The sequence below is a fragment of the Flavobacterium adhaerens genome (assembly GCF_040045115.1).
GTDB classification, from domain to species: Bacteria; Bacteroidota; Bacteroidia; order Flavobacteriales; family Flavobacteriaceae; genus Flavobacterium; species Flavobacterium adhaerens.
Genome location: NZ_JBDLZX010000003.1, coordinates 245,566 through 257,251, shown reverse-complemented (window position 1 = coordinate 257,251; position 11,686 = coordinate 245,566). Strand labels below are relative to the sequence as shown.

Genomic DNA, 11,686 nt, shown 5'->3' with positions numbered 1-11,686 from the left:
TTGATTTTTAAAATTTGAGTAAATGAAAAAAACGAGTAGGGTATTTTTGGTATTTCTTAATGGGAAATCAAATGCAGGTGGAGCCGAACGGATGGTGCATTATTTGGATGAATATTTGCAAGCTAGAGGAGTTTCAACTAAAATTATCGATGAAGATTATTTAAAAAACAGTTTCTTTGGAAAATCGTATTGGAAATTATTTAACTACAGGCATTTTCAAAAGAGAAGAGATAAGTACATTGCAAGATACACGACAGCTTTTCTTTGGCTAAATTATCGACCAAATAATATCGTGATTAGCAATGGTGAGCCTACAGCTTTTTATCCTACAGATTATATGATTTCTCATGGCTGTTATCATAAAATGGAATTAGATTATGGAAGAAAGGGTAATAAATTAAGTAGAGTGGCTCGATTGCAAATGAAGGCAAGTCAAAATGCCAAAAAAATAATTGCAGTAGAATCTAATGTCAAAGAGCATCTTATCAAATATTATGGTATAAAAAAAGACAAAATCAGTATTGTGCCCAATTGTATTGATAAGAATAAATTTTATCCAATTGAGAAGGAAAGAACAGATTATAAAACAGTAGTTTATATAGGGCGATTAGAATATGGTAAGGGTATTTCCGAATTGCTAGAATTAGCAAAACTTACAGAGGCTCAAACGAACTGGAAACTTCTTATTGCTACAAATAATTCTAATAATTCCGAATTGTTTAAAAATTTAAAGAATTCAACTCTTTTAGTGGGACTTACTATTGATAACATTAATGAGCTTGCTTACACTAAAGCAGATATCGTTTTCTATCCATCTTATTCTGAAAGCTTTGGAATGGTTACCATTGAATCACTTGCCTGTGGAAGATCAATTGCAGGAACTGCTGTTGGAATTTTGCCTAAATTGGTAGCAGAAAAACAGCCTGGAGCATATTTACTCCCAAAGATTATAGAGGAATCTATTTTTGATTTTTTTGATGATTGTATTAAAGACGCGAGTAGATTTACTCCTGAAGAAATTCATGAAGCGGCTATGGAAAAGTTTAGTTGTGAATCCTATTTTGAACAGATGGACCAACAATTTTTTTCTAAGCAATAAGCACAAGATTAACAGTACAAAAAAACACTATACGAATTAATTTATGAAAATTTTATATTTCTATCCTGAAAATCCATTACTTAAAACGCAGGGGAATAATGCAAGAGCCTTGTCTTTACTTGAATATTTTAAAAACAAAAAGATTGATGTGGATTTTGTGGGTTTGGATACGGATGAGTTTACCAGTAAGGAAATAGAGCAACTTGAAAAAGAAAAACTAGTTACAAAAGGCTATTTATTACCTCGTTTTATCCGAAAAAAAAATAAGCTGAAGTATTTTTTCTATTTTTCACTTCCTAATAAAATTGGAGCCAAAATAGGGACTAAAATAGGATTGTTTGATAGAACTCGTTTAGGGCATATAGATTTCTTTACTACTATTTTAAAAAATAATGAGTATGATATTGTTTTGATTTCATATATCTATTGGGCAAAGTTGATTAAAAATAAGAAGGATCTGAAAAATGCCAAATTAATGATTGATACTCATGATTTTATGACGTCACAATTTCAATTAAAAAAAGAATTTAACCTAGGTGATTTTTTTGCCAAAGAAATTGATATTCTGAAATCATTTGATAAAATTTTGGTCATTTCTATTGAAGAAAAATATTTATTTTCTCAGTTTGTTAATAAACCAATAGAATTGCTTACTCACGTTTTGCCTCAAAAAAAGCAGACTGAAAGAGTTGACAAGTACGATTTGCTTTACGTAGCGAGTGATAACGACCATAATATAAAAGGAGCCAAATGGTTTTTTAGTGCAGTCTATCCTTTGTTCGACCAGTCTTTTAAAATAGCCGTGGTGGGTAAAATTTGTAACTATATTGAGGATTTTGATAATGTAGAAAAGATTCTTTTTGTTGAAGATTTAGATTCAGTTTATCAACAAACCAAAGTTGCAATTTGCCCCATGTTGAGTGGAACTGGTCTAAAAATTAAAGTTATTGAAGCTTTATCCTTTGGACTTCCTGTGGTTTGTAATGAAAGAGGTGTTGATGGTTTGTTGAATAAAACTCATAATGGCTGTTTGATAGCCTATGAAGAAAATGAGTTCGCAAAACATATTGTTCAATTGCTATCAGATTCTGATTTTTATGATAAAGTTAGTTCTGAAGCGATTTCTTTTTTTACCGAAAATCATACTCTTGAAAAAAATTACAAAGTATTAGATAAGATCTTTAACTCTTGAAAGATTGGAAGTTGTCATTTTAAAATTAGGTAAAATACAAAACCGTTCTAAGTAACTTAGTATTTTACTTTAATTTATAGCTAGTACTTTTGCTAGTACATAATTAAGTCAAACTACTTAAACCTTACAATTTGTTCTTTGATTTTATCTTTAGAAAAAGGTTCTAAACTTTGTTCTGAATTGTCGTGAAATTTTTGCCATAGTTCTTTATGGTTATATATTTCGATAATTGCATTGGCAAATCCTTCTTTGGTATCATCTATTATTGCATTTTTTTGATGTACCAATTGCATTCCTTCGGCTCCTACAGTAGTAGTGATAGTTGGTAAATAATATTCGAATGCCTGACCTATTTTTCCCTTTACACCAGCACCATAACGCAAAGGAGCTACCATCATTTTAGAATGAGTAAAATACGATTCGACATCTGGGACATAACCTTTAAAAACAAATCTTGAATCGAAAATACAATTGATTTTTTTATTGATGTTGCCTATGATATTTACCTTGATATCTGGTAACTTTTGCCAAACAATTGGCATTATTTCTTTGTAAAGATAATAAACGGCATCAATGTTAGGATCGTGAGTAGAACCTATAAATAATAAATCTTTTCGTTGTTCAAAAGGTAAAGTATTTTCTTTTTTAATTTTAGGATAATGAATATTCGAAATTGTAATCAATTTGGTTGGGTCGATATACTCTTCCATGATTTTTTTTTCGATATCCGAAATAGTGATGACATAATCTGTATTTTTAGCCAACTTTGTTTCGATATGCAAAAATTTTTGATGCTTTTTTCTGAGCGAAATTCGGGTAGGTTGTATTTTAATGGCTCGTTGATAACGCAAAAAATGGAGATCCACCATATCAAAAATAGTTTTTGTTTTTGGTAAAGCTTTTGAAACTTTTTTAAAAAAATCATTTAAAGCATTTGGGCCTCCGTACCAAATAAAATCTACATTAGGAATAGCTTGCAAAAAAGACAAATAATTAGGATACTGATTGGTTTCTACAAAAACGATAATTCCTAAATCCGAAAAGTACTTTGCATATTTGTTTTTTCTAAAAGTATTTTCAACACAAACAATGCAATTGTAGTTTTGCTCTTTAAAGGCTAATATGATCTCCTTAAGTCTATTGGAACCCGAATCTTTATCTGGTTTTGGAATATCTGTGTGAATAAAAACAATGGTTTTAAGTTCAGAATTGTATAAATGAAAATTTGGAATAGACTGATCTAACTGCCTTTTAATTACATCTTTTTTTTTAAAATAAACTCTTATTTTTTTTAATAAATTCATTGTTACTATTTGATAGACAATCTTGTAGACTGGGATAGGGGACAAATCAGGTTTACAAGAATTATTTTGCAAACTTAGTGTAGTTTTAGCAACACTCCCAATTAAAATAAACTTAATTTGTTTTTAATATTAGATTTAAATTTTTTTTGATTATTGTTGGTTTTTTTAAGTCTATGCTAATGATTTTATATCTTTTTTGAGTTTAATGAAGGTTTAAGTAAACTTATAAACAAATTATGTCTCGATTTATTGTAGAAGAGATACTCTTTTCTTAATTTAAAATAGTTTCCAAAATAATACGGAATTCTTTAGGATTACAATAGGATTGTTTTTGAATATTGATAGTATAATTTGAAGCTAAAATTGTAACTGTAGGAAAGACAATTTGCGACTCAATAGAGGCAAGTGCTATAGCCAATTCATGAGCTCCCGTGTTTTGACCATTTGGTTTATACTGAAAAGTGTAATTGTTAAAACGAATGTCCTTTTTGTGTTCGGCATCTAAAGAGATAAAATAGAAATTGGTATTCAATCGTGAAATTATTTCAGGATTTTTGAATGTCGAATTTTCCATCATTTTACAGTACTTACACCAGGAAGTATGAATGAAAACCACAAACGGCTTTGGATTCTCTTTGGATAGTTGTTCGGCTTCTTCAAAAGTATAGGTTTTGAGTTGGGCAAAACAAGCAGGAATCGTCCAAAAGAAAATCAATAGTATGTAAACTGCTTTTTTCATTTAAAACAAGTTATACCGCAACCCAAAGAACCCCCTGATTCCCTGATTCGGCCCATAAACATAAGTAGTGTCAAAAGTCAAACCATAAGGATTATCGGGAGTAACTAAAACCTTTCCGTTCGCATCATATTGCACATTTTTATCAAAAGGATCTTCGGTTCTCGAAATCAGGAACGGATTGTCACGCATTGGAGTAAAGTTAAGCAGGTTTTTGATGCCTGCATACAATTCGAAGTTTTTCCAGCCTGAATAGGTAAACTGAATGTTTTGCAAACTGTACCAAGGCGAATTTGGATTTCTGGGATCGTATTCGTTGAGCAATGGCAGTTTCATCGGGCTATAAAGATTTCCAGTATAATCAATAGATAAATGCCAAAGATTTATTTTATACGAAACGCTCCAAGTTGCCGTGAAATTTTCGGTTAAGTAAGGTCTGGTTTTTACACCGTTTTCTACATTAGAAACATCCATATAGGTTGCTCCGAGAATAAATTTTAAACCGTTGGTAAAATTAAGATCGGCATTGCAGCTAATTCCTTGACTCAAAGCATAACCGTTAATGTTGGTATAGATGATTTTGTTAGGATCGGTCTCATAATCGGATACAATTTTATTGCTAAATCGGGTGTAAAAAGCTGTGGTTTCGATTCCTAAAAATGTGCCATTTGAGAAATATATTTTTTTGATATAATTCAAATTAGCGTTGATGGATTTCTCGGGATCCAAATTATCGGCAATTACTACTTCGCGTGAACCAGTCAGAGCAGCATGATCTTCGGTAAATAAATTAACTACTCTAAATCCGGTTCCAGCATTGAAACGTAGAATGTCATTGTCGTTTATTTTCCATTTATAGGCAAATCTCGGTGTGAAAATATTCCCGTGAATCGAATTGTAATCGTATCGCATACCTAAAAGGACTTTCTGTTTTTCATTAAAACTAATTTCGTCCTGAGCAAAAACCCCCGGAAGCCATGTTTTTTCTGGATTGTTTTCGTTTAAAATTGCCGTAGCTGGCGTGTTATCGTCATAATAAGTATAACGAGTTGCGATTCCAGCCAATAAATCATTTTTTTTGATTTTTTTGTCCCAAATCAGTTGCGCAAAACCAATTTTTTGGTTGGCAATGTACGAGGTAGTTCCGTAACGACTATCTTGAAAGTGCATTGTTCCCGAAAAAGAAAGCATCAGTTTTTCGGTTGTGGGTAATTGGTAACTTCCTAGAAGCTCTCCTCGTTTGGTATAAATACTTTCGCCATAAATTTCATCGCCCCCACGGTATTTTTTCTCCCAATCAATGTCGCCACCCCAGCGATCTTCATACAAACCGCGAACTGCCATAGTAAATAGTCGGTTTTGATTGCGGGCAAAATTCCATTTGTTAAAGACCGAAATTCGGTTTTGTGCTGTAACATCTGTAAAACCATCGTTGTCATTGTCTATGGTTTGTCCGTAATTGAAATAATTTAAACCTAGTAACGAAGTAGCTTTTTTGCCAATGTTGAATTTTCCACCCAAATCGACATTGGTTTCCAGCCAAGAAGTTGTAAAAACATCGGCAGAAAATTTAGGCGTATTATTCGGGTTTTTGGTAATGATGTTGATGAGTCCACCAACCGCTTCACTTCCGTACAAAGAAGATGCGGGGCCTTTTACAATTTCAATGCGCTCCACTAGTGAATTCGGAATTCCAGATAAACCATAAACGGTCGATAAACTGCTAACGATGGGCATGCCATCTATCATAACGGCAGTATAAGGCCCTTCTAATCCATTGATGTGAATATCGCCCGTGTTACAAACCCCACAGTTGAGTTGAGGTCGTACGCCATTTACATTTTGCAAAGCTTCGTAGATACTTGGAGTTGGGTTTTTTTTGAAAAATACAGGTGTATAAACTTCAACTGGAACAGCACTCTCCAGTCTTTTTACGGGTTTTAGAGTTCCCGTAATGACTACTTCGTTGAGTTCGTTTTTATCATTTTTCTTTTCCAGAGTGTCTTTTTTGACATTCGGAATTGTGTTTTGTGAAAAAGTATTGCAATACAAAAACAACGATAACACTAAAAATAAATATTTCATTTTATAAAATTAATTTTTAGACAAAACTAAAAATAATATTTTACAAACAAAATAATTTTTTAAAAAGTACTAGTTTAGTGATTTAAAAGTGTTTTTAATAGAATCAAAAGGAATACGATTTTCCCAAAAATTATTTGGTTAAGCAAGTCAATTTTACGCTATCGGGCTTATGTCCAGATTGTATTTAATTTGGATTTAAATTTTAGACTTAACTAAAAAAAATATTTGATTAATATGATTTTTGTATATATTTGCTTCAGTTAGTCATGATATGCAATGGGAAAATCACTTGAAGAAGTACACCAATCGGTGGCCACTCAAAATAAAAAATCCGTTTTCAAAAGAATATTAGCCTTTTTAGGTCCTGCTTATTTGGTAAGTGTGGGGTATATGGATCCTGGGAATTGGGCTACTGACATTGCCGGAGGAAGCCAGTTTGGGTATTCTTTACTTTGGGTTTTATTGATGAGTAATTTAATGGCTTTGCTTTTGCAAAGTTTAAGTGCCAGACTCGGAATTGTTACCCAGCGCGATTTAGCTCAGGCTTCGAGAGAAACGTATTCGAAAGGGATTAATTATATCTTGTACTTTTTGGCCGAAATTGCTATTGCAGCCTGTGATTTGGCTGAGGTTTTAGGAATGGCAATCGGGATCAACTTACTCTTTGGGATTCCGTTAATCGAAGCTGTAATGATTACGGTTTTAGATACTTTTTTATTGCTTTTTTTGATGAATAAAGGTATCCGCAAGATGGAGGCTTTTATTATTGCATTGGTCGCCATTATTGGGTTTTCTTTTATTTTTGAGATGATTTTTGCCCAACCCGAAATGGATAAGGTACTTTTAGGGTTGATCCCTTCTTTGCCCAATGAATCGGCATTATATATCGCTATAGGGATCATTGGTGCAACGGTAATGCCACATAATTTATATCTGCATTCTTCCTTGGTACAAACTCGAAAATTTAGCCGGGATGATAGAGGCATCAAACAGGCAATAAAGTACAATTTGATCGACTCGACAATTGCCTTAAACTTGGCATTTTTTGTAAATGCTGCAATTTTAATTTTAGCCGCTGCAACCTTTTTTAAAAATGGAATGCATGAAGTGGCCGAAATTCAAGATGCTTACCGCTTTTTGCAACCTTTGTTAGGGACGAAATGGGCCCCTATTTTGTTTGCGGTGGCCTTAATTGCGGCTGGCCAAAGTTCGACAGTTACTGGAACATTGGCAGGACAAATCGTGATGGAAGGGTATTTGAATTTGAGAATCCAACCTTGGGTACGAAGAATATTAACCCGATTGATTGCCATTGTGCCTGCTGTAGTCGTGATTTTAATTTATGGCGAAAGTGTTACGGGTAAATTATTGGTTTTAAGTCAGGTTGTTTTGAGTTTACAGCTCGGTTTCGCCATTATTCCGCTTATTCATTTTGTAAGTGACCCATCAAAAATGAAAGGCTACCATATAGGAAAATGGACGCAAATAGCAGCTTGGTTAATTGCAATTATCATCGTTTCATTAAATGCAAAACTGGTGTATTCTGAGATACAAGGATGGTTAGAAACATCTGATAATCCAATTGTTTTATGGTTAACTGTAGTTCCGTTGGCTTTAGGTTTTTTATTTTTGTTGCTTTACATCATCCTGAAACCTTTTATCTCCAAAGCCAGATTAAATATTCAAAATCATTCGCCTCATAAAATGAATTTAAAATTCACGGCAACAACGGTTCAGGACAATAAAAATATTGCTATTGCTGTAGATTTTACTTATGCCGATGAGAATGCCATAAATTATGCTTTTAAAATGGGAGGACAAGAAGCCAATTACACTTTAATTCATGTTGTCGAATCTGTAGGAGCAATGATGTATGGCAAACATATAGATGACCATGAAACCACCGTAGATGAAACATTTTTGTTAGAATACAAACGAATGTTTCAAGAAAAAGGCTTTCAAGTTAAAACAGTTTTAGGTTTTGGGAAGCCCAATACAGTGATTCCTAAATTGGTCAACAAAGGTAATTTTGATATATTAATCATGGGAACACATGGGCATACTGGAATTAAAGATTTGCTTTTTGGAACTACAGTAGATCGCTTGCGACATAAAATTGCCATACCTTTACTGATTGTTAAATAAAGGTATTTAGATGCTGAGAGCTGTGGTTCTTTTTGTTTTAGAATTTTAGTGACTCGGTAGCTCAGTAGCTTAGAAACTTAAAAAAGAATATGACTTTCTCTGAAGAAAATTATTTGAAATCGATTTATCACTTAACGGTTAATCTCGACGGCGAAGTAAGCACCAATGCTATTGCTGAAATGATGGAAACCAAAGCTTCGTCGGTTACAGATATGCTAAAAAAATTGGCCGATAAAGATTTGGTAAATTATAAAAAATACCAAGGCGTCTCGCTTACCGATAACGGAAAACTTGCTGCTAAAATGATTATTCGTAAACATCGTTTATGGGAGGTTTTTTTGGTCGAAAAGCTCGATTTTTCTTGGGATGAAGTACACGATGTTGCCGAACAGTTGGAACACATCAAATCAGAAAAACTGATCAATAAATTAGATGATTTCCTAGGGAATCCTACCGAAGATCCGCACGGAGATCCAATACCAGATGCGCAAGGGCGTATTATTACCATCGAAAAACAATTACTGTCAGAGTTACACGCTAATCAAGTTGGAATTTGTGTGGGCGTAAAAGACAATTCATCAGAGTTTCTTAAATATCTGGATAAACAACAAATTGGTTTGGGAACCAAAATTGAAGTCTTATCAAAGGAAACATTCGATTTGTCTGTCAAAATTAGAGTAAACAATAACGATTTTGTGATTTCTAATAAGATTGCTAGTAATCTATTCGTGAAAAAAAATTAAATTATTATTGTTTATATGTTGCTGAATAATAACTGGATGTATTGTGTTTAGTTGCTTGTAGCCTTTTTTGATTAGTTGCTCAACTCATTATAAATTTTGACAATAAATTATTAAGTTTTCTTTACTATATTTACATAACAAATTAAAAACTGATATTATGAAAATACGTTTTTTATTAGCTATAATAATGACTGTGAGTTGGTTTGGCACCGCTGTTTATTCGCAAAATGATTCTGGTGAACTAGGGTTGCCTGGAGACAATTTAGATCTTTATGCCGTTTTGGATCTTTTCCAAAAGTCAAAAACAATAGAGGATTTTGAAAAATCATTGAATGATAATGATAAAAAAATCAATAATTTGGATTTAAATGATGATAAGAAAGTTGATTTTATAAAAGTAGAAACTAAAAAAGAGGGAGACGACTTTACGTTTATTCTTAGAGATCCTATCAGCAAAGATGAAACCCAAGATGTGGCTGTTATATTTGTATCAAAAGACAAAAATAAAAAGGTAACGATGCAAATTGTTGGGGACAAGGATTTGTACGGAAAGGATTATATTGTAGAGCCAGCTCCAAAAGGAAGTGGGGGAGTAACTGCAAACCCTGCCTATACAGGCGATGACCCTGTAACGGTAAATGTGCCTGCAACCACAACGACTGTGGTAGTAGAACAAGCACCAATTGTGCAATATGTGTATTCACCAGCTTATGTTCCTTATTATCCTCCTTACTATTATGGTTTTTATCCTCCTTGGTTTGGGTTTGCAACAGTAATGGCTGTTGGTATTTATCGTAGCAATCACTGGGGACATTATCATGGCGGATATGGATACCACAATACAAATGTTTATGTGAATCATAATAGTTTTAATAACTATAACAATAACAGCAGACATACTTCAAACAGAATTTCGCATAATAATATAAATAGTAATAATAGAAACAGAAACAATATTGGAAATAATCGAAATAACATTGGCAACAACCATAATCGTAACAATAACATAGGTAATAATAGTAACCATAATCGAAATTCTGTTTCTACAAGAGATAACAAAAGACCCTCTACGTCTCATTCAAATAAGAGTGGAGCTTTATCCAATAGAACCTCAAGCAGACCCTCTACGTCTCATAGAAATACGGGGAGTTCATTGTCTAATAGAGCTTCAAATCGACCTGCAACATCCCATTCAAACATTAGTGGCGGCGGTTTCCGTTCAAGTGGCGGCGGCGGCGGCGGTTTTAGAGGCGGTGGAGGAAGAAGACGTTAATTATAAAATGGATATTCAATCAAACCCTGAATTTCGGGGTTTTTTTGTGTTTTGAATTTACTAAATTGAATTATTGTTGTCCAGTAAAATTTTTTAAAAACGTAACTAAGTGTAGAATTTGTTGATCTCACAAAGTTTTCCTGTAGTAGAGCTTGGGTTTGGATGTTTCTCGCAAAGTCCAGAGTCGCAAATAAAATCTTAAAAAATTGAATATAAGAATTGACTTATGAGTTTATATTTAATTTTGTAGTAACAAAGATTGCTTCGAGGGGAATCCGTTTTAAAACCAAAAGGCTGTTGAAATAAGTTTCAACAGCCTTTTGTGATGTTTATAATGAACTCTCTTCTATTTGTATGAATTAGAGGTGCTCATGTCTCTTAGCGAATAATATTTTCCATCTTTCTTTACAAATAAGGTCATATAATTGCCTGAATTTATTACGGCCTGAGCAGAATCTTTTATTTCATAATTCCCAAGCTCAACAACTTGTTCTCCATCATTAGAAACAAACACCTCATTTGTAGTGAAGGATACTTTTTTTGTGTTTGCAACAGTGTCAATATGAGATTTCAAATATTCTATAATTGCTTCTTTGCCATTTATCGGTTGATTGTTTTGCGGAAATGTGATGGCATCATCTGCAAAATAACCTATGTTTTTCATTATGCCAGAATTGTATGTTTCGGCAAATTCATTTTCCTTAGCTTGAATTTCTTCTTTAATTTGATTAACATCTATTGCTGCAGTAACAGGTTCTTCTTTTTTACAAGAAATGACTAACAATAACGCACTCGATACGATAAACCCTTTAATGAATACTTTTTTCATAACAACATAATTTTAGTTTAGAAACAGACTAAAATTAAGATAAAAAAATGAAATACAAGGAGTTTATGATAAAAATTAGGTTTTTACCTACTCCGAGTCGAAGTGTTTTTGTAAAGCATATAAAAGAAGCTTTTAAAACCTTTTTTATTTATCTAACTACAGCCACAATCACCATTGCCACAGTTTTTATCCGATTTTTTTTTGAAAAAATATTTTCGAACCAAAAAAACAACTGCAATTATTAAGATGCCAAATGCGACAATTTCTTGAAACATAATAC

10 protein-coding genes are annotated in these 11,686 nt (G+C 32.9%); 5 read left to right on the top strand and 5 right to left on the bottom strand.

The features are described 5' to 3' along the window. Window positions 1-22 precede the first annotated feature (22 nt). Complete coding sequence (locus tag ABEB18_RS05675; RefSeq protein ID WP_348798190.1) at window positions 23-1,099, top strand: glycosyltransferase family 4 protein; 1,077 nt, start codon at window positions 23-25, stop codon at window positions 1,097-1,099. A gap of 43 nt (window positions 1,100-1,142) precedes the next feature. Next, window positions 1,143-2,291 (top strand): glycosyltransferase, encoded by a 1,149-nt coding sequence (locus tag ABEB18_RS05670; protein ID WP_348798189.1) that lies wholly within the window; start codon window positions 1,143-1,145, stop codon window positions 2,289-2,291. A gap of 113 nt (window positions 2,292-2,404) precedes the next feature. Here ABEB18_RS05670 and ABEB18_RS05665 read toward each other — a convergent pair whose 3' ends face one another. The 3 genes from ABEB18_RS05665 to ABEB18_RS05655 all read right to left on the bottom strand — a co-directional run bounded on the left by ABEB18_RS05665 (window position 2,405) and on the right by ABEB18_RS05655 (window position 6,416). Next, complete coding sequence (locus tag ABEB18_RS05665) at window positions 2,405-3,595, bottom strand: glycosyltransferase (RefSeq protein WP_348798188.1); 1,191 nt, start codon at window positions 3,593-3,595, stop codon at window positions 2,405-2,407. Window positions 3,596-3,866: 271 nt separating this feature from the next. Continuing rightward, window positions 3,867-4,334, bottom strand: coding sequence for a thioredoxin family protein (locus ABEB18_RS05660; RefSeq protein ID WP_348798187.1), 468 nt, complete (start codon window positions 4,332-4,334; stop codon window positions 3,867-3,869). Continuing rightward, window positions 4,335-6,416 (bottom strand): TonB-dependent receptor plug domain-containing protein, encoded by a 2,082-nt coding sequence (locus ABEB18_RS05655; protein ID WP_348798186.1) that lies wholly within the window; start codon window positions 6,414-6,416, stop codon window positions 4,335-4,337. A gap of 276 nt (window positions 6,417-6,692) precedes the next feature. Here ABEB18_RS05655 and ABEB18_RS05650 point away from each other — a divergent pair, with 276 nt between their 5' ends. The 3 genes from ABEB18_RS05650 to ABEB18_RS05640 all read left to right on the top strand — a co-directional run bounded on the left by ABEB18_RS05650 (window position 6,693) and on the right by ABEB18_RS05640 (window position 10,577). Continuing rightward, window positions 6,693-8,561: an Nramp family divalent metal transporter gene (locus ABEB18_RS05650; protein WP_348798185.1), complete on the top strand. Its 1,869-nt coding sequence runs from the start codon at window positions 6,693-6,695 to the stop codon at window positions 8,559-8,561. A gap of 89 nt (window positions 8,562-8,650) precedes the next feature. Further along, the gene (locus tag ABEB18_RS05645) at window positions 8,651-9,304 is read left to right on the top strand and encodes a metal-dependent transcriptional regulator (protein ID WP_348798184.1); all 654 of its coding nucleotides are present in this window, start codon (window positions 8,651-8,653) and stop codon (window positions 9,302-9,304) included. 157 nt (window positions 9,305-9,461) lie between these two features. Beyond that, complete coding sequence (locus tag ABEB18_RS05640; protein ID WP_348798183.1) at window positions 9,462-10,577, top strand: hypothetical protein; 1,116 nt, start codon at window positions 9,462-9,464, stop codon at window positions 10,575-10,577. 346 nt (window positions 10,578-10,923) lie between these two features. Here the strand turns inward: ABEB18_RS05640 and ABEB18_RS05635 are convergent, their stop codons facing one another. Further along, window positions 10,924-11,406 carry a YybH family protein gene (locus ABEB18_RS05635; RefSeq protein WP_348798182.1) on the bottom strand — a complete coding sequence of 161 codons (483 nt, stop codon included), beginning with the start codon at window positions 11,404-11,406 and terminating at the stop codon, window positions 10,924-10,926. A 152-nt stretch (window positions 11,407-11,558) separates the two neighbouring features. Next, the gene (locus tag ABEB18_RS05630; protein ID WP_348798180.1) at window positions 11,559-11,681 is read right to left on the bottom strand and encodes a FeoB-associated Cys-rich membrane protein; all 123 of its coding nucleotides are present in this window, start codon (window positions 11,679-11,681) and stop codon (window positions 11,559-11,561) included. Window positions 11,682-11,686: the final 5 nt, after the last annotated feature.

What these genes read in the sequence shown, in the direction of transcription:
- ABEB18_RS05675 (WP_348798190.1), top strand. Translation starts at nt 23, where the DNA reads ATGAAAAAAACGAGTAGGGTATTTTTGGTATTTCTTAATGGGAAATCA.
- ABEB18_RS05670 (WP_348798189.1), top strand. Translation starts at nt 1,143, where the DNA reads ATGAAAATTTTATATTTCTATCCTGAAAATCCATTACTTAAAACGCAG.
- ABEB18_RS05665 (WP_348798188.1), bottom strand. Translation starts at nt 3,595, where the DNA reads ATGAATTTATTAAAAAAAATAAGAGTTTATTTTAAAAAAAAAGATGTA.
- ABEB18_RS05660 (WP_348798187.1), bottom strand. Translation starts at nt 4,334, where the DNA reads ATGAAAAAAGCAGTTTACATACTATTGATTTTCTTTTGGACGATTCCT.
- ABEB18_RS05655 (WP_348798186.1), bottom strand. Translation starts at nt 6,416, where the DNA reads ATGAAATATTTATTTTTAGTGTTATCGTTGTTTTTGTATTGCAATACT.
- ABEB18_RS05650 (WP_348798185.1), top strand. Translation starts at nt 6,693, where the DNA reads ATGGGAAAATCACTTGAAGAAGTACACCAATCGGTGGCCACTCAAAAT.
- ABEB18_RS05645 (WP_348798184.1), top strand. Translation starts at nt 8,651, where the DNA reads ATGACTTTCTCTGAAGAAAATTATTTGAAATCGATTTATCACTTAACG.
- ABEB18_RS05640 (WP_348798183.1), top strand. Translation starts at nt 9,462, where the DNA reads ATGAAAATACGTTTTTTATTAGCTATAATAATGACTGTGAGTTGGTTT.
- ABEB18_RS05635 (WP_348798182.1), bottom strand. Translation starts at nt 11,406, where the DNA reads ATGAAAAAAGTATTCATTAAAGGGTTTATCGTATCGAGTGCGTTATTG.
- ABEB18_RS05630 (WP_348798180.1), bottom strand. Translation starts at nt 11,681, where the DNA reads ATGTTTCAAGAAATTGTCGCATTTGGCATCTTAATAATTGCAGTTGTT.